Raw genomic sequence first — 16,512 nt, forward strand, 5'->3', positions numbered from 1 at the left:
ATGACCTGGAGCGATCGACTCGCCGAGCTCGGTATCGAGCTGCCAGCCGTCGCCGCCCCGCTGGCGGCCTACGTGCCCGCCGTCCGCACGGGTTCGCACGTCTACACGGCGGGGCAGCTGCCCTTCGTGAAGGGTGAGCTCGAAGCGACCGGCAAGGTCGGCGCCGAGGTCAGCCCCGAAGAGGCGAAGCAGTACGCGCGGACGTCGATCCTCAACGCCCTCGCCGCGGTCGACTCGGTCGCCGGGATCGACAACGTGGTGCGGGTGGTCAAGGTCGTCGGGTTCGTCGCGTCCGCGGAGGGTTTCACCGGCCAGCCCGCGGTGATCAACGGCGCGTCCGAGCTGCTGGGCGAGATCTTCGGCGAGGCGGGTATCCACGCCCGTTCGGCCGTCGGGGTCGCCGAGCTGCCGATCGGGGCGCCGGTCGAGATCGAACTGATCGTGGAGGTGAAGTGATGGACCCGGACATCGAACGGTCCTCGCACGAGCTCCTGCTCCGGCTGGCCGGACGGCTGCCGGACCAGCTCTTGTGGCGGTTCCGTGACTGGCTGGGCGAAGGCGCGATGGGCACGCTCGCGCGGACCCTGCCCAGGTCTTTGCTTAAGCACAGGATCGACCTGGATCAAACGGAGTATCGCCTGCTAGTCGCCGGGCTCATCCCTCACGGAGCCGACTGGCATCAGGTGAGTTCCACCCTGGGGGTAGACGACGTCACCGAGACCAGGTACACATTCACGCAGAGTGCGCCCGAATGGGTGAACTCCGTCGACTCTGTGTCCGTATTGATCCACGCAACGTTGCGGGGACGGCCGGATGTGGGTGAAGTGCGGCAAAGCTGGCGACACCTCGGTGTGGTCGGCGAGGGTGGGGCGAAACGAGTCCTCCTGGTCACGGCGACGAACGGGCTGCCGAGGCTGACCGGCGAACTGCAGCGCGTCCTGCGCGTGCTGGGTGACGAGGAGCCCGGCGTCGAGGTTCTCCCGCCGAGCATCGACCTCACCGGCTATCACCGCACCGCGCTCGCCAACTCCGAGCTGGTCTGCGTGGGCGCGGTGGACACCGGAAGTCGGCTGGTCGCCGCTTAACGCTCGCTCCACCAGGCGAGCCGGGAGGGAGCAGAGCAATGGTGGAGGTCCACGACGGCCCGCCCATGGACGGGTTCTCGGTGCCCCTGCGCCTGCACAACCTGTTACTGGCCCTGGCGGGTCGGATCGACGACAGTGCTTTGACCGAAGCGCGTGAGCTGATCGCGCGTGCGCACATCGACGAAGCGGTGGAGCTCACCACCGGCACCCTGATCGCGGGGAAGATCCCGGTGAGCTCCTCCGAACAGCGTGAACTCGCGCTCGTCCTCGAGATGAGCCGGTCGGACGCCACCCTGGCGAACGACCTGCTGGTCGTCGAGGAGGACGAGCCGGTACTCACCCACCGGTTCACCGGGGAGAACCAGCCCGAATTCGGCCTCGCCGAGGCGCTCGACCGCACCCTTCAGGTGCTGCCGGACGTCCGGTCGGTGCACGCGGTGTGGCGGAACACGCCGGCGGGCAGCGTGCCCGGCGCGCTGCCGCAGCGGGTGGTCCTGGTCGAGATCGGGCCCGAGGGCAACCCGCCCGCGGTCGCGTTCCGCGTGGACACCGCGCTTCGCCGCGCGGGTATCCGTTCGGTCGTCGAGGTCGCGGGTCCCGGCGTCGCGCGGTCCGCGTACCACCAGGCCGCGTCTTCGGCCGCGAGTCCTGTCTGGGTCACCGGGAGTACCCACTCCAGTGACTTTCGGTCCGAGCCGGTGACTCCGCCGCCCGCTCCCGCCCCGGCTCCCGAGCCGGTCAAGGAGCAGCCGAGCAGGCATGGGCTGCGGCCGGTGAGCGGCGGGAGCCACGAACCGGCCGAGCCCATCGCGCCGGTGGTGCCGATCGTGCAGCAGGCGCCCGCGGCGACGACGTCGTCCTCGTCCTCATCGGAGTCGGCACCGCCGCGCAAGTCGCGGGCGGAGACCCGCGCCGAGCGCACGGCCGACCTGACGCCGGCCGAGGTGGCGCAGCTTCGCCAGGCGCTCAAGGAGGACCCCGAAAAGGGCCGCGAGATCGCCACGGGCAAGCCGAGCATGCACGAGGTCGTCGAGCTGCCCGCTCTCGACCTCGACGACCCCAGCCTGAGCGAGCGCGACAGGGCGCTCCTGCGCGAGCTGCACGCCGAGCTCGCCGAACGGGAGCGCGCCGAAGCGGCGAAGATCCGGCTGAACGGCGCTTCGCGCAGCAGCGGCTGGTCTTCCTGACGGAGTTCCCCGCGTTTCGTCCTCTGAATGCGGTAGTTGCACGCGCAACGATCGCAACCAGAGGACGAAACGCGATGTTAGGTTGCGGGTGTGGCTGAAGAACTGACATTCGACATCCCGGTGGGGGCCGGGGTGGGCACCCGCGCCAACGCCGACGGCGAGCCCGTCACGCCCAAGGACGCGGCGACCGTGATCCTCCTCCGCGACGGCGCCGAAGGCGTCGAGGTCTTCCTCCAGCACCGGGTGAAGGGCATGCCGTTCGCGGGCGGGATGACCGTCTTCCCCGGTGGCGGCGTGGATTCCCGTGATGTCGACACCTCCGTGAGCTGGGCCGGCCCGAGCCCGCCTGGTGGGCGGAACGCTTCGGCTGCGACGAGTCGCTGGCCCGCGCCCTGGTGTGCGCGGCCGTGCGGGAGACGTTCGAGGAGTCGGGCGTGCTGCTCGCGAGCACCGGGGACACGGTCGTCACCGACACGACGCCGTACCACGACGCCCGCGCGAAGCTGGTCTCCCGCGAACTCTCGCTCGCCGCCTTCCTCGAAGCGAACGGCCTGACACTGCGCGCGGATCTCTTGCGCCCGTGGGCGAACTGGGTCACCCCGCCGCAGGAACCGCGCCGCTACGACACTTGCTTCTTCGTCGCCGTGCTGCCCGAGGGGCAGCAGGCGGACGGCGCCACCTCCGAGGCCGTCAGCTCCGGCTGGCAGCGGCCCGAAGAGGCCATCGCCGATGCCAAGGAGGGCCGCCGCATGCTCATGCCACCCACCTGGCTCACGCTCGCGGAGCTCGGCGAGTTCGACTCGTCGGCCGCGGCTCAGGCCGCCGAGCGCGAGATCTCGAAGATCATGCCGACGCTGGTGCGCGACGGCGACAAGGTCCGCGTCATCCTGGACCCGGCGTGAGCGCCCCCGAGTACGGCGTGCTGCGCCGGATCACGCCGACGACTTCCGTGCTGCTCGAGAACAATCCTTCGTCGATGACGTTGGAGGGCACCAATTCCTGGGTGCTGCGCGGCCCCGGTGCGTCCGGTTCCGTGGTCGTCGACCCCGGTCACGAGGACGTCGAGCATCTGACGCTGCTCGCGGAGACCGGCGCCGTCGAGCTGATCGTGCTGACCCACCATCACCCCGACCACGCCGAGGGCGCGCCCTGGTTCGCCGAGCGCGTCGACGCTCCCGTGCGGGCCTTCGACGAGAAGCTTTGCATCGGCGGGAAGTCCCTTGTGGACGGTGAGGTGATCGAGGCGGGTGGCGTCCGGCTGTCGGTGCTGCACACGCCCGGGCACACCGGCGACTCGATCTGCCTGGTGTCCGACGGCCAGATCCTGACCGGGGACACCATCCTCGGCCGCGGCACCACCGTGCTGCACGACCTCGGCGACTACCTGCGCTCGCTGCGGAAGCTCATCGGGCTGCCGGACGGCACCGTCGGCCTGCCGGGACACGGTCCGGAACTGCCCGATCTGGCCGCGACCGCGCGCGAATACCTGGCACACCGGGAAGAACGGCTCGACCAGGTGCGTTCGGCACTGGAGACGCTCGGCGCGGACGCCACCCCGCGCCAGGTGGTCGAGGTCGTCTACGCCGACGTCGACAAGGCTTTGTGGGCGCCCGCCGAATGGAGCGTGCGGGCGCAGTTGGACTACCTGAGGTCGGAGGACGGCGAATGAGTGACGTCGAGGTCGAGTTCTACTGGCGCCCCGGATGCGGGTTCTGCGCCGCGCTGGAACGGCCGCTGTCGAAGAGCGGCTTCAAGGTGAAGCGGGTCAACATCTGGGAAGACCCGGACGCCGCCGCTCGCGTGCGTTCGGTGGCGAACGGGAACGAGGTCGTACCGACGGTCTTCGTGGGCTCGAAGGCGATGGTGAACCCTTCGTTCGGTGAGATCGAGGCCGCCGTCAAGGCCGCCTCCGCCTGACTCCTCGTGAGTGGCAAGGACGGTTCTAACCGTCCTTGCCACTCACGAGGCGAGTGTCAGCGCGGCAGCATCGGCATCACGTAGTACGTCAGCTCCACCTCGCCCGGCTCCACCGCGCGGATGACGCAGGCCCGCATCCCGGGCTGGATGTCGAGCCGCACCCGTTCCCCGGCGAAACCCTGCAGCGCGTCCAGCAGGTAGCGCGCCTGGAACGAGGGCGACGTCCGGCCGCCGGACACCTCCGCCTTCAGCGTTTCCTCGGCCTCCCCGGTGTTCTGCTTGGCGCTGGCCAGCCTCAGGTGCGAGTCGCCGACTTCCAGCGTCAGCACCCGGCGATCGTCCGCGTAGACGCCGACGCGGCGTACGGCGGCGGCCAGCGCGTCGGCGGCGACTTCGACCGTGGTGTCCACAGTGGACGATTCGATCAGCTTCTCCGACAGGAATCCCGCGTCGAGCACGGCGGTGGTGACGGCGACGCCGGCCCAGCTCAGCCCGAACCGGGTCCCGTCGCCGTGCAGGCCGACGGTGCCACGCGCCTGCTTCGCCGTCTCGGCGAGCAAGCCGGCCGGGACCAGCGCGTCGATCGGCTCGCCTTCGGAGCGCAGCGGCAGGGTGGCCACCGCCATCCGATAGCGGTCCGACGCCGTCAGCCGCAGCTCGCGGCTGAAGCTCTGCACGCGGACACCGGTGAACATCGGCAGCGCGTCGTCCTTCGCCGCCGTGCCCGCGACCGTCCGCAACGCGGTCACGAGCGCGTGACCGTCCACTTCGGACACCTTCGGCGGCATGTCCGGGAGGTTCAGCTCACGGCTCAGCAACGGCAGCGCGTAGCGCCCGCCCTCCACCCGCACGGCCAGCCGCGAACCCTCGACGACCAGGCGCACCAGATCGTCGTCGAGCATGCGCAGCGTCTCCGCGAGGGGTCCGGCGGGGACGAGAACTTCACCATCGGTGTGGACCATGGCTTCGGCGGTCAGGCGGACGGCTCGTTCGCTGTCGTTGCCGCCGACGGTCAGCCCGTCCTTCCCGGCGCGCAGGAGCAGGCCGGAACGGGCCGACAGCAGCCGGGCGGCGGCGGAAACGGCGGACGAAAGGGGACGGGTGGCGGCGGTCAGGTCCATGCCCGCAAGCTAGCGGGCGGCACCGACAAGTTCGGGCGCTTCGGCGACCGCTCCGGCGGGCTGGGGGCGGAAGGTGCCGCGCAGCAGCCACACCACCGCGGCGAGCGCGAACCCGACCCCGCCGGCGGCGAGGAACGCCGCTTCGTGCCCGGCGTGCTCGACGAGGTAGCCGCTGATCGACTGCCCGAACGCGAGCCCGAGGGTCACCGCGGTGAGCACCCAGCCGAACGCCTCGGCCGCCGTGCCCTTCGGCGCGGCGATCTCGATGGCCGCCGAGTGCGTCGTCGACTGCGGGGTGATGAGCGCGCCCGCGGCGAGCATGGCGAGCGCGAGGCCCCAGAGCGAGCCCGGCAGCGCGAGCAGCGCCACCAGCGCGCCGAACCCGGCCAGCAGCACCGGCAGCCGCAGGCCCATCTGGCGCGGCCACGGGCGCAGGCTGTACGCCACCCCGAACGCGACGGAGCTGACCGACCAGGCCGAGAGCAGCAGACCGCCGATGGAGGTGTTCCCCGCCTCGGTCGCGGCCGCCGGGACGGCGACCTCGACGAATCCGATCACCGCGCCGAAACCCAGTGCGGCGATCGCGAGCGTGCGCATCCCGGGGCTGGCCAGCGCGCCGAGCAGTTTGCCGCCCGTCGACGGCGACGGCCCCCACGCGCGCACGGTCGGGCTCAGCGCGAACAGCGTCGCGCCCGCGATCATGGTCAGCGAGCCGGTCACGATGCCGGTGCCCGCCCACGGCGCGGCGATCAGCAGCCCCGCGAAACCGGGGCCGAGAATGAAGAAGACCTCCATGCTGATCGCCTCGTAGGAGAACGCGGCGTTCCGGGTCGGCCCGGCGGGCAGCAGCCGTGTCCACAGCGCCCGCGAAGCCGAACCGACCATCGGCTCCGTGATCCCGGTGCCGAAGGCCAGCGGGACCAGCACGAGCGTCGGGGCGTGCGCCTCGATCGCGAACACCAGCCCGGTCATCGCCAGCGCGAAGAGCACCGTGGTGGTCAGCAGCGGCCGGGTCGGCCCGAACCGGTCGATGAGCCTTCCCTGCACGACTGCGCCGACGGAGACACCCACCAGCGACCCGGCGGACACCAGCCCGGCCGCGGCGAAGGAGCCCGTCTCGCGCTGGACGTACAGCAGCGCGGAGATGCCGATCATCGCGATCGGCAGGCGGGCGAGCAGCGACGCGATCACCGCCCCGCGGGATCCGGGCGCGGTCAGCGCGGCCCGGTAGTCGGCGAGGGAGGTGCGGTGGCTCTCGGCGGAAGCGGACACAGACTGGGACACGCGTACCAGTATGAACACTTTGGTACGCGAGTACCAGATCTGTGGCGGTAAGTTTGGTCACCACCGGATCCGGGTACTACGGACCTTGAATCGCTCCGGTTCATCACGATCAGGTAACAGTCAGTCGATTCTGGGTCATTCGGGGCAACAAATCGACGCAGATGGCGTCCTTGAGAGTGAAAGAACTTGAGTTCACGGCCGATGGCCGTGGATGGTTGTACGACAAACACACAGCTTCCAGCTCCCTCCGGCGTACGGGTCGGGGCCTTGTTCCGGAGGGCGGGGAGCGCGGATCGTCGGGGGATGGTCCGCGCACAGCGAAGAGCCGGTGCGCCACGTCGGGGGTGGCGCCCGGCTCTTCGTTGTGTTTCAGCACAAGTACGTGAAGGCCCCCTTCGCTGCGTTAGACGCAGTGAAGGGGGCCTTCACGTACTCGAAATCAACGGGCGCGGCGGGCCAGGCGCTCCGGGTCCAGGATCAGCACGCTCTTGCCTTCGAGCCGCAGCCAGCCGCGGTGCGCGAAGTCGGCGAGAGCCTTGTTGACGGTCTCGCGCGAGGCGCCGACGTACTGGGCGATCTCTTCCTGCGTCAGGTCGTGCGTGACCCGCAGAAGGCCGGCCTCCTGGCTGCCGAAACGCTGCGCGAGCTGCAGCAGCGCCCGCGCCACGCGGCCGGGGACGTCGGTGAAGATCAGCTCGGCGACCATGTTGTTCGTCCGGCGCAGCCTGCGGGCGACCACACGGAGCAGCTGCTCGGCGATCTCCGGGCGGGTGGAGATCCACTGCCGCAGCGCCGGGCGGTCCATCGTCACCGCGCGGACCTCGGTCACGGTCGTCGCGCTGGACGTCCGGGGGCCGGGGTCGAAAATGGACAGCTCGCCGAACATGTCGGACGGGCCGAAGATGCCCAGCAGGTTCTCGCGGCCGTCGGGTGACTTGCGGCCGATCTTCACCTTGCCGGACTGGATGATGTAAAGCTTGTCGCCGGGTTCACCCTCGTTGAAGATGACATGCCCGCGAGGGAACTCCACGGATTCCAAGGTCTGTGCCAGCGCCTCGGCGGCTGCCGGCTCAACACCCTGGAAAATGCCCGCTCGGGCCAGGGTTTCGTCCACCTCGGGTGCCTCCTCATCGAGATACGACGTCGATCCTCGTCGGGCGGGGACCGTGTCGTCGATCACTTTTCGCGTCAGTCTAGGTCGTGCGCGCGAGATCGCTCGTCGGCACGCCGAACGCGCGCGCGGGCCGGGAACGATCTCGCTCGAACGTGGAGCCTAACTCCGCACGCGTCGCGCGCGAAGCCTGGCCGCCTTCCCGCCCAGCCTGCGCAGCCGGAAGAGCTCGAGCGCGCGCCCGATGCCGTGCCCGTAAAGGGCCCTGACCTCGTTGGGCTGAGCCTGCTCGAGGAACTCCTCGACCTCGTTCTCCTGCACCGCGACGTGCTTGAGCCTGGTCTCCACGCGTTCCATGAACAGCGCGAAGAACATGATCACCAGTGGCACCAGGATGACGAACCAGACGGTCATGCGCCCTGCCCCGGGAATTCCGAAAAGTTGTGCATTACTCCAGATCCTCGCTCATGGCGTCCTCGATCGAAGCGCCGAGGTGGTGCTCTGGCGTGTCGGCCGTCGACCGGCGGGTGCTCCCACTGGCTCGTCCGATGGCGCCCGTAGGCTATCGGGGTGCCTCCTGCCCTCACCAATGCCCCCGCGCGGGGGGCAAGGGTGAAAGCCGGCTCGCGTTGGTGAGACGCGCCAGGCGGATGAAGCGTTGCCTCGACGACGAGTTCCCCGACGCGCACTGTGAGCTCGACTTCACCACTCCGCTCGAACTGCTGGTCGCGGTCGTGCTCTCGGCACAGACCACCGACGTCCGCGTGAATCAGGTCACGCCCGCGCTCTTCGCGCGCTACCGGACCGCGGCGGACTACGCCGGCGCCGACCGCGCCGAACTCGAGGAGTACCTCCGACCGACGGGCTTCTTCCGCGCCAAGGCGAACTCGGTGCTGGGGCTGGGCGCCGCGCTGGTGGAGCGCTACGACGGCGAAGTGCCCGGCAAGCTGAAGGACCTCGTCACGCTGCCGGGGGTCGGCCGTAAGACGGCCAACGTCGTGCTCGGGGACGCCTTCGGGGTCCCCGGGATCACCGTCGACACCCATTTCGGCCGCCTGGTCCGCCGCTGGGGCTGGACCGAGGAGGAGGACCCGGTCAAGGTCGAGCACGCCGTCGGCGAGCTGATCCCGCGCAAGGAGTGGACGCTCCTCTCGCATCGGACGATCTTCCACGGACGCCGCGTCTGCCACGCCCGCAAACCGGCCTGCGGCGCCTGCCCGCTGGCGAAGATGTGCCCCTCGTACGGAACCGGCCCGACGGGCTTCGAAGAGGCCGCGAAGCTCGTCAAGGGCGAAGAGCGCGAGCACATCCTGGAACTGGCGGCCCGCCGGTGACCAGGGTCACCAAACTGGCCCTCGGGGTCGCCGTGCTGGTGGTGGCCCTGATCGTCGCGTTGCTCACGACGCGCGACGGCCAGGCTCCGGCCAAGACGTCGGGGGATCTCACGGCGGCGCGTGCGAAGGCCGCTCTAGCTCCCTGTCCGCCGCCTGGGCCGGGTGAAGTGGCGAAGCTGCGAGGTGTCGACGTCGAGTGCCTTGGCGACGGCTCCAGGGTCGACCTCGCCAAGGTGCTCTCGGGCGGTCCCGTGCTGGTCAACCTGTGGGCGTCGTGGTGCGAGCCGTGCCGCGCCGAGCTCCCGCTGCTCCAGCACTACGCCGCGCTGCCGGGCGCCGCGCGGGTGCTCCTCGTCCAGGTCGCGAGCTCCGGCGCCGACGGGCTGGCGATGCTGAGCGAACTGGGGGTCCGGCTGCCGTCCGTGTTCGACGGTGACGGACAGTCGGGGCCGGTGCGGACGGCACTAAAGGTCCCTTCCTCCCTGCCCGCGACGTACCTGGTCACGGCGGGCGGCGACGTCCGGCTCATCGAGAACCCACGCGTCTTCCTGAACACTGACCAGGTGCGCGCCGCTGTGGAAGGGACATCATGACCGGCCCCCTCGTGGACCCAGAGGCCGTTCCCGCCTGGTTGCAGCCGCTGGTCAAGATCAGCGGCGAGGTCGACGCGCGCACCTTCAGCCGGTTCAGTGTCCCGCCGGACGCGAGCTACCGGTCCGCGTCCGTCCTGATGCTCTTCGGCGAGGGCCCGCAGGGGCCCGACGTGCTGCTCCAGCGCCGCGCGGACACGCTCGGCTCGCACGCCGGTCAGGTCAGCTTCCCCGGCGGGGGCGCCGAGCCGGAGGACGGCGGACCGGTCGGCACCGCGTTGCGCGAGGCGGAGGAGGAGACCGGCGTCGAACCCTCCGGCGTGCTGCCGGTGGCGGTCTTCCCGGAGCTGTTCGTGCCGGTGTCCGCCTTCGCCGTGACACCGGTGCTCGCCTACTGGCGGACGCCGTCGCCGGTGCACGCCGTCGACCCGGGGGAGACGGCGGCGGTGGCCAGGGTGCCGGTCGCCGAGCTCACCGACCCGGCCAACCGGTTTCAGGTCACGCGCGAGGGCTACGACTGGAAGGGCCCCGCGTTCGACGTCGGGGGGATGTTCGTCTGGGGGTTCACGGGCGGCCTGCTGGCGATGACGCTGGCGCTCGGCGGCTGGGAACGGGACTGGGACCACGGCGACGTCCGGGACCTTGACGTAGCGTTGGCCGAACATCAGGCGCGGGTCGACGGGCGGCAAGTGCCGGAGAAGGAGTAGGCGCCGGTGAACTGGGTCGACGTACTGGTGATCCTGCTCGCGCTGCTGGCGGGCGTGTCCGGCGCGTTCCAGGGGGTGATCATCGCCCTCCCCTCGCTGGTCGGGGTGGTGCTCGGCGCGCTCGCGGGGATCAAGATCGCGCCGCTGATCGTGGAACTCTTCCAGCACCCGGCGGCGAAGGTCGCCTTCGCGGTGGCGACCGTGGTGTTCCTGGTCGCGCTCGGCGAGACCCTCGGGGTCTGGGCAGGTCGCAAGCTGAGGCAGAAGATCAACCCGGACAAGCTTTCCGGCGTCGACAAGACGCTGGGCGCGGTGGTGCAGGCCGCCGTGGTGTTCGTGGTCGCGTGGCTGATCGCGACACCGCTCACCGCCGTCTCGGGGGTGCCGGGGCTGGCGAAGTCGATCAACAGCTCGGTCGTGCTCGGCGGCGTCAACGACGTCATGCCCGAAGCGGCGCAAGGCTTCCCGAGCGAACTGCGCAAACTGCTGGACGCCTCCGGCTTCCCGTCCATTGTGGACCCGTTCCAGAAGCCGAACGTCGAGGACACCAGCCCGCCGGACACCGCGCTGCAGGCGAGCGCGATCGTCAAACAGGTGCACCGCAGTGTGGTGAAGATCCGAGGCAACGCGACCTCGTGTTCGCGGGCGCTGGAGGGCAGCGGATTCGTCGTCGCGCCGCAGCGGGTGATGACGAACGCGCACGTGGTCGCGGGCACCGACGAGGTCGCCATCGAGTCGACCTCGGGCAAATTCCCGGCCAGGGTCGTCTACTTCGACCCGGAGGCCGACGTGGCCGTGCTCGCGGTGCCCCGGCTGCAGGCGCCGGTGCTCCCGTTCACGCCGCGGGTGGCGCGGGCCGGCGACAACGCGATCGTGCTCGGGTACCCGCTCGACGGCCCGTACACGGCGACGCCCGCCAGAGTGCGCGGCCGGATCAACCTGCGCGGGCCGGACATCTACGAGTCCAACACCGTGCAGCGTGACGTGTTCACCGTGCGCGGGCAGGTCCGCAGCGGGAACTCGGGCGGGCCGATGATCAATCCCGATGGCGAGGTCATCGGCGTCGTGTTCGGTGCGGCCGTCGAGGATCCGGAGACCGGCTTCACGCTGACTTCGGAACAGGTGCGGCCGGTGGTGGAGACGGCTCCGGCGCTGAGCGCGAACACGTCGACCGGGCCCTGCGCCAACTAGCCTCGTGAGTGGCAAGGACGGTTAGAACCGTCTTTCCCACTCACGAGGACGAGAGGCCTTCGCGCCACGAAGCGACCGTCTCCTCCACATCGAGCGGCCGCGCCCGCAGCACCGGACCGCCCGCCGGGCGCCGGTGCTCGGCGCGGATCCGTTCGTTCAGGTCCTCGACGATCTCCCGCACCCGCGCCTCCCGGCGCACGCGAGCCAGGGTGTCCGGCAGATCGTCGAGCTCCTTCGCGATCGCCAGCGAAGGCGGCAGCAGCGCCGAAACGTCGTGCCCCTCGGCGCGGACCTTGTTCACCACCCAAGCCAGCGCGGTGTCCTTGCCGTCGGTCTTCGGCAGCGGTTTCCCCGCGCCGGGAAGGTCGTCGAACTCGCCCTTCGCCTCGGCCGCGCTGACCTGCCTGTCCACCCAGGACTCGAACGACACGCCCGTCGGTTTGCGCTCGGTCATGCCTCCAAGATACGGAAGAAGTCCAGCAGCGCGGCCGACGTGCGTTCCGGGGCCTCCAGATGCGGGAAGTGCCCGATGCCGGGCCAGCGTTCGAGACGGGCGTCCGGGGCCCAGCGGCGGGACACCGCCGCGGTTTCGGGCAGGACGCACCGGTCCTCCTCGCCGTGCAGCTGCAGCACACGGGGGGCGAAGCGGCCTTGCAGCGCTTCGCTGAACCGGCGTCCTTCGCCGCGGAACTGCGCGCGGAACGCCCATCGGTAGTACTCGAGCGCGCTGTGCGGCACGCCCGGCACGAGCATCGCCTGCCGGAACGTCCGCACGGTCTCGGCGAACTCCGCCGTGTCCGTCCATTGTGGACCGGACCAGTGGCGGAAAAGCTCCTCGACGGCGAGCGCGTCGTCCTTGACCAGCCATTTTTCCGGCGCCATCGGTACTTGGAAGCGGAACAGATGTCCCGAAGCCCGCAGCTGTCCCGGACGGCGGACGGCGCGGCGCAACGCCAGCGGATGCGCGCCGCCCAGCACGCTGACCGACGAGACCAGCCGCGGGTGCAGCGCGCCGACCGTCCACGCGAGCATGCCGCCCCAGGCATGCCCGACGAGATGCGCCTTGCGCGCGCCGAGCGACTTGATCAGGCCGCCGACGTCGCCCGCGAGGGTCCAGGCGTCGTAGCCGCGCGGGGGTTTGTCGGAGTCGCCGTAGCCGCGCAGATCCACCGCGACCGCGCGGAAACCGGCGTCGGCGAGCGCGGTCAGCTGATGGTGCCAGGCCCACCAGAACTCGGCGAACCCGTGCAGCAGCACGACCAGCGGCCCGTCGCCGAGTTCGGCGACATGCAGCCGGATGCCGTTCGCCGAGACGTCACGATGGGTCCACGGGCCGTCGATCCGGACGATCGACGGATCCGGTGTCGCCTGCACCGACTCGAAGACTTCTCAGTCGCGGTCCGCGGGCGCGTCGTCATGACGCGGCTTGAACGCGGCGGCGGTGTCCTTGAAGCTGTTGATCGTGCGCTCGGGCGCCTTGATCTTCTTCACCTTGCGATAGCCGAGGAAGCCCGCGACCGCCGTCGTGGCGAGCATCAGCCCGAACACGATCGCGAACGCCGCCCAGCGCATCAGCCACTCCGACAGCAGCTCGCCGAGGAAGAAAAAGAAGAAGAACGAGCTGTACAGCCCGACGACCAGCGCGACCAGGAAGAAGATGGCGCCCTTGAGGCCCTTCTTCGCCTCCGCGACGACCTCGGATTTGGCCAGCTCGACCTCGGCGCGGATCAGCGTCGAGACATGCTGTGTGGCATCGCCGACGAGTTTCCCGAGGGACTGCTCGCTCGCTACCACGTCGTCATCGCTCGACAGGGGGAGGTAGGGCACGGCCCCCACGCCGTCGGGGCCGGTACGTTCGTGCTTGGGGCTGCTCACACCGGTCATCGTGCCACGTGCCCCGATCACGGGCGCGGCGGACCGGCGAGTGTCGCGTTCTCAATCCTCGCGCGCGTGCACGCGGCTGCGGTGCAGCAGCATCGCGGCGGCCGAAAGCGAGGCGATGGCCGAGGCGATCAGCACCGCCGCCTTCGCCAGTTCGACGGCTTCCCCGTCGAGCGCGAGATCGGCGATCAGCAGGCTCACGGTGAACCCGACGCCGCCGAGCATCGACAGCGCGCCGATGTCCCGCCAGCCCATGCCCCGGGGTTTCTCCGCGAGCTTGAACTTCACGGCGAGCAGGCTGGCGCCGAAGATCCCGAGCAGCTTCCCACCGACCAGGCCGACCAGCACGGCCAGCGGCAACGCCGTGGTGAACACCGCGCTGAGCGATTCGCTGTCCACTTTGATCCCGGCCGCGAACAGCGCGAACAAGGGCACCGCGACCGCAGCCGACCACGGCTGCAACCGGTGTTCGAGCCGGATCGCGGGCGCGTGCTCCTCGCCCTCGTCGGCGCGGACGCGGGTGAGCAGGCCGAGCGCGACGCCGGCGATGGTGGCGTGGATACCCGCCGAATGCACCGCGATCCAGGTGATCAAGGCCAGCGGCACGTAGATCCAGGCGCTGCGGACGCGGCGGTGCTGGAGGTACGCGTACAGCGCGAGAGCGACGACGGCGATGCCCGCGGCGACGAGGTCGAACTTCGCGGTGAACAGGATCGCGATGAGCAGGATCGCGCCGAGGTCGTCGACCACCGCGAGCGAGAGCAGGAAGACGCGAGCGCTGCTGGGCAGGTTCGAGGCGGTCAGCGCGAGCACGCCCAGGGCGAAGGCGATGTCCGTGGCGACCGGGATGGCCCACGCGCGTTCGACCCCCGGCGTGCCCCAGCCGATGGACAGCGCGACCAGCGCGGGGACGACCATGCCGCCGACCGCAGCGACCACCGGCAGGATCGCCTGCTTGAACCGGGAGAGTTCACCGACCACGAGTTCGCGTTTGAGTTCGAGCCCCGCGACGAAGAAGAACAACGCGAGGAGGCCGTCTTTCGCCCAGTCGCCGATCGTCAGATTCAGGTGGAGGAATTCGGGGCCGAGCCGGAAATCGCGAATGGCGCGGTAAATGTCGTCGATGGGCGAATTGGCCCAGATGAGGGCGACCGCGGTGGCGGCGAGCAGGATCATCCCGCCGGTCGTCTCCGTGCGGAGGTAGCGGGCGAATTCGGCGACCGCTTTCGCGGGGCGGGTGGGGCCGGACAAGGCATCCTCCGGGTTTCGGCAACGACGAACACTGTTGCCGACCAGACTTCCCGGCGCACCTTGACACCATTTTAACGCCTCAAGCTGCGGAAATCTCGCGTTCATGACAGCTGCCACAGAGATCGGACGGACGTCGGTGTCCCGTCCACATGGTGGGCTTCTAGCATGTCAACTGAAAACCGACAACGATGTCTTCGATAAGGACGGCATGGTGAGTACCTCTACCGAGGTCCAGCAAGACACGAGGTTCTTCGGGCACCCACGAGGGCTGGCGAACCTCTTCGGCGTCGAGATGTGGGAGCGTTTCTCGTATTACGGGATGCTCGGGATCCTCCCCATCTACCTCTACTACGAAGTCAGTCAGGGCGGCCTCGCGCTGCCGAAGGCCTCCGCGCTCGGCATCGTCGGCGCGTACGGCGGCATGGTCTACCTGTCGGCGGTGATCGGCGCCTGGGTCGCGGACCGCGTGCTCGGCTCCGAACGGACGCTGTTCTACAGCGCGATCCTGATCATGATCGGGCATATCAGCCTCGCCGTGCTGCCGGGGCTGGCGGGGATCGGCGTCGGCCTCGTGTGCGTGGCCGTCGGCAGTGGCGGGCTGAAATCCAACGCCACGGCCATCGTCGGGACGCTGTACGCGGAGGGTGACGAGCGCCGCGACGGCGGTTTCACCATCTTCTACATGGGCGTGAACATCGGCGGTTTCGTCGGGCCGCTGCTGACCGGCCTCGCGCAGAGCGAGATCGGCTTCCACGTCGGCTTCGGGCTCGCCGCGTTCGGGATGGCGCTCGGCCTGATCCAGTACACGATCGGCCGCAAGAACCTCGGCGAGAAGGCGAGCGAGATCCCCAACCCGCTGCCCGCGTCGCAGCGGCCGCTGGTCTTCGGCGGCACCGCGGTGGGTGTCGCGGCGATCGTGCTGCTCGTGGTCTTCGGCGTGATCAACCCGGGCAACCTCGTCGACGTCGTCGTCTGGGCCGTCGCGATCATCTCGGTGATCTACTTCGTGGTGATCATCGGCAGCAAGAAGATCACCTCCGACGAACGCAGCCGGGTGTACTCGTTCATCCCGATGTTCATCGCGAGCGCCGCGTTCTTCTCGCTGTACCAGCAGCAGTTCACCGTGGTCGCGGCCTACACCGACGAGCGGCTGAACCGGACGATCTTCGGCTGGGAGATGCCGGTCGCGTGGGTCAACTCGATCAACCCGGTGTTCATCATCCTGTTCGCGCCGGTGGTCGCGGCGGTCTGGACGAAGCTCGGCTCGCGGCAGCCGTCCTCGCCGATCAAGTTCGTGCTCGGCACGGTCACCATGGGCGTGGCGTTCCTGCTGTTCCTCCCGATGGTCGGCAGTGGCAAGAACGCGAGCCCGCTGCTCGCGCTGGCCGGCATCCTGTTCGTGTTCACCATGGCGGAGCTGATGCTTTCGCCGGTCGGCCTCTCGCTGTCGACCAAACTCGCGCCGGAGGCGTTCCGGACGCAGATGGTGGCGCTGAACTTCCTGTCCATTTCGCTCGGTACGGCGATGTCCGGGAAGCTCGCCGAGTACTACACGGTCGACGACGAAGCGCCGTACTTCAGCATCGTCGGCGGTGTGGCCATCGTGGTCGGTGTGGCGCTCCTGGTGGCGACGCCGATGATCCGCAAGCTGATGAAGGGCGTTCACTGACGCTCTTCCTCCCGCGCTGACGAGCGACCCTCGGAGGTGCTGAAAGGGCCCTTCGCCGCATAGGAAGCGGTGAAGGGCCCTTTCGCTATCCGTAACTCGCGTGCTTGAAGCCGTAACTCGCGTGCTTGGAGGCGTAACTCGTGAGTTACGCCTCCAAGCACGCGAGTCGCGTCTCTGATCACGC

General features: G+C 69.6%; 18 protein-coding genes and 1 pseudogene. 11 read left to right on the plus strand and 8 right to left on the minus strand.

The window, feature by feature from the left end:
- From MJQ72_RS44365 to MJQ72_RS44390, 6 genes and pseudogenes are all read left to right on the plus strand, one after another.
- Entirely contained in the window at positions 1-456 is a 456-nt protein-coding gene (locus MJQ72_RS44365; RefSeq protein ID WP_016337888.1) for a RidA family protein, read from the plus strand.
- Positions 456-1,085 (plus strand): hypothetical protein, encoded by a 630-nt coding sequence (locus MJQ72_RS44370; protein WP_016337887.1) that lies wholly within the window; start codon positions 456-458, stop codon positions 1,083-1,085. The genes MJQ72_RS44365 and MJQ72_RS44370 overlap by 1 nt, the downstream gene beginning before the upstream one ends.
- Positions 1,086-1,123: 38 nt before the next feature.
- Positions 1,124-2,272, plus strand: a complete 1,149-nt coding sequence (locus MJQ72_RS44375; protein ID WP_240596893.1) for a hypothetical protein — start codon at positions 1,124-1,126, stop codon at positions 2,270-2,272.
- A gap of 90 nt (positions 2,273-2,362) precedes the next feature.
- A pseudogene (locus tag MJQ72_RS44380) lies at positions 2,363-3,174 on the plus strand (NUDIX hydrolase).
- Positions 3,171-3,941: an MBL fold metallo-hydrolase gene (locus MJQ72_RS44385; protein WP_240596894.1), complete on the plus strand. Its 771-nt coding sequence runs from the start codon at positions 3,171-3,173 to the stop codon at positions 3,939-3,941. The pseudogene MJQ72_RS44380 and the gene MJQ72_RS44385 overlap by 4 nt, the downstream one beginning before the upstream one ends.
- Positions 3,938-4,189 carry a glutaredoxin domain-containing protein gene (locus MJQ72_RS44390; protein WP_034314716.1) on the plus strand — a complete coding sequence of 84 codons (252 nt, stop codon included), beginning with the start codon at positions 3,938-3,940 and terminating at the stop codon, positions 4,187-4,189. The genes MJQ72_RS44385 and MJQ72_RS44390 overlap by 4 nt, the downstream gene beginning before the upstream one ends.
- Before the next feature lie 56 nt (positions 4,190-4,245).
- Here the strand turns inward: MJQ72_RS44390 and dnaN are convergent, their stop codons facing one another.
- The 4 genes from dnaN to MJQ72_RS44410 all read right to left on the minus strand — a co-directional run bounded on the left by dnaN (position 4,246) and on the right by MJQ72_RS44410 (position 8,119).
- Positions 4,246-5,310: a DNA polymerase III subunit beta gene (gene dnaN / locus MJQ72_RS44395; RefSeq protein WP_240596895.1), complete on the minus strand. Its 1,065-nt coding sequence runs from the start codon at positions 5,308-5,310 to the stop codon at positions 4,246-4,248.
- Positions 5,311-5,319: 9 nt separating this feature from the next.
- Entirely contained in the window at positions 5,320-6,582 is a 1,263-nt protein-coding gene (locus MJQ72_RS44400; protein WP_396427034.1) for an MFS transporter, read from the minus strand.
- 451 nt (positions 6,583-7,033) lie between these two features.
- Positions 7,034-7,708 carry a Crp/Fnr family transcriptional regulator gene (locus MJQ72_RS44405; RefSeq protein ID WP_003081747.1) on the minus strand — a complete coding sequence of 225 codons (675 nt, stop codon included), beginning with the start codon at positions 7,706-7,708 and terminating at the stop codon, positions 7,034-7,036.
- 159 nt (positions 7,709-7,867) lie between these two features.
- Positions 7,868-8,119: a hypothetical protein gene (locus tag MJQ72_RS44410; protein WP_005166943.1), complete on the minus strand. Its 252-nt coding sequence runs from the start codon at positions 8,117-8,119 to the stop codon at positions 7,868-7,870.
- A gap of 236 nt (positions 8,120-8,355) precedes the next feature.
- On the opposite strand from MJQ72_RS44410, the gene nth reads away from it, so the two are divergent.
- The 4 genes from nth to MJQ72_RS44430 are packed head-to-tail and all read left to right on the plus strand — an operon-like array spanning position 8,356 to position 11,527.
- Entirely contained in the window at positions 8,356-9,039 is a 684-nt protein-coding gene (gene nth, locus MJQ72_RS44415; RefSeq protein WP_240596897.1) for an endonuclease III, read from the plus strand.
- Positions 9,036-9,632, plus strand: coding sequence for a TlpA disulfide reductase family protein (locus MJQ72_RS44420; RefSeq protein WP_240596898.1), 597 nt, complete (start codon positions 9,036-9,038; stop codon positions 9,630-9,632). Before nth ends, MJQ72_RS44420 begins: the two co-directional genes overlap by 4 nt.
- The gene (locus MJQ72_RS44425; protein WP_240596899.1) at positions 9,629-10,336 is read left to right on the plus strand and encodes a CoA pyrophosphatase; all 708 of its coding nucleotides are present in this window, start codon (positions 9,629-9,631) and stop codon (positions 10,334-10,336) included. Before MJQ72_RS44420 ends, MJQ72_RS44425 begins: the two co-directional genes overlap by 4 nt.
- A gap of 6 nt (positions 10,337-10,342) precedes the next feature.
- On the plus strand, positions 10,343-11,527 hold the full coding sequence (locus MJQ72_RS44430) for a MarP family serine protease (protein WP_240596900.1): 1,185 nt from the start codon (positions 10,343-10,345) through the stop codon (positions 11,525-11,527).
- Between the two features lie 40 nt (positions 11,528-11,567).
- On the opposite strand, the gene MJQ72_RS44435 is transcribed toward MJQ72_RS44430, so the two are convergent.
- The 4 genes from MJQ72_RS44435 to nhaA are packed head-to-tail and all read right to left on the minus strand — an operon-like array spanning position 11,568 to position 14,659.
- Positions 11,568-11,981, minus strand: a complete 414-nt coding sequence (locus MJQ72_RS44435) for a DUF1992 domain-containing protein (RefSeq protein WP_240596901.1) — start codon at positions 11,979-11,981, stop codon at positions 11,568-11,570.
- Entirely contained in the window at positions 11,978-12,901 is a 924-nt protein-coding gene (locus MJQ72_RS44440) for an alpha/beta fold hydrolase (protein WP_240596902.1), read from the minus strand. Before MJQ72_RS44440 ends, MJQ72_RS44435 begins: the two co-directional genes overlap by 4 nt.
- 15 nt (positions 12,902-12,916) lie before the next feature.
- Entirely contained in the window at positions 12,917-13,411 is a 495-nt protein-coding gene (locus MJQ72_RS44445) for a phage holin family protein (protein WP_016337874.1), read from the minus strand.
- Positions 13,412-13,462: 51 nt separating this feature from the next.
- On the minus strand, positions 13,463-14,659 hold the full coding sequence (gene nhaA / locus MJQ72_RS44450) for a Na+/H+ antiporter NhaA (RefSeq protein ID WP_240596903.1): 1,197 nt from the start codon (positions 14,657-14,659) through the stop codon (positions 13,463-13,465).
- A 208-nt stretch (positions 14,660-14,867) separates the two neighbouring features.
- Between nhaA and MJQ72_RS44455 the strand changes: the two genes are divergently transcribed.
- Positions 14,868-16,328, plus strand: coding sequence for a peptide MFS transporter (locus MJQ72_RS44455; protein WP_240596904.1), 1,461 nt, complete (start codon positions 14,868-14,870; stop codon positions 16,326-16,328).
- Positions 16,329-16,512 lie beyond the last annotated feature (184 nt).

The organism is Amycolatopsis sp. EV170708-02-1, from assembly GCF_022479115.1.
Taxonomy (GTDB): Bacteria; Actinomycetota; Actinomycetes; order Mycobacteriales; family Pseudonocardiaceae; genus Amycolatopsis.

Coding starts and splice junctions, on each gene's coding strand:
- MJQ72_RS44365 (WP_016337888.1), top strand. CDS start 1: ATGACCTGGAGCGATCGACTCGCCGAGCTCGGTATCGAGCTGCCAGCC.
- MJQ72_RS44370 (WP_016337887.1), top strand. CDS start 456: ATGGACCCGGACATCGAACGGTCCTCGCACGAGCTCCTGCTCCGGCTG.
- MJQ72_RS44375 (WP_240596893.1), top strand. CDS start 1,124: ATGGTGGAGGTCCACGACGGCCCGCCCATGGACGGGTTCTCGGTGCCC.
- MJQ72_RS44390 (WP_034314716.1), top strand. CDS start 3,938: ATGAGTGACGTCGAGGTCGAGTTCTACTGGCGCCCCGGATGCGGGTTC.
- dnaN (WP_240596895.1), bottom strand. CDS start 5,310: ATGGACCTGACCGCCGCCACCCGTCCCCTTTCGTCCGCCGTTTCCGCC.
- MJQ72_RS44410 (WP_005166943.1), bottom strand. CDS start 8,119: ATGACCGTCTGGTTCGTCATCCTGGTGCCACTGGTGATCATGTTCTTC.
- nth (WP_240596897.1), top strand. CDS start 8,356: ATGAAGCGTTGCCTCGACGACGAGTTCCCCGACGCGCACTGTGAGCTC.
- MJQ72_RS44425 (WP_240596899.1), top strand. CDS start 9,629: ATGACCGGCCCCCTCGTGGACCCAGAGGCCGTTCCCGCCTGGTTGCAG.
- MJQ72_RS44435 (WP_240596901.1), bottom strand. CDS start 11,981: ATGACCGAGCGCAAACCGACGGGCGTGTCGTTCGAGTCCTGGGTGGAC.
- MJQ72_RS44445 (WP_016337874.1), bottom strand. CDS start 13,411: ATGACCGGTGTGAGCAGCCCCAAGCACGAACGTACCGGCCCCGACGGC.
- MJQ72_RS44455 (WP_240596904.1), top strand. CDS start 14,868: ATGGTGAGTACCTCTACCGAGGTCCAGCAAGACACGAGGTTCTTCGGG.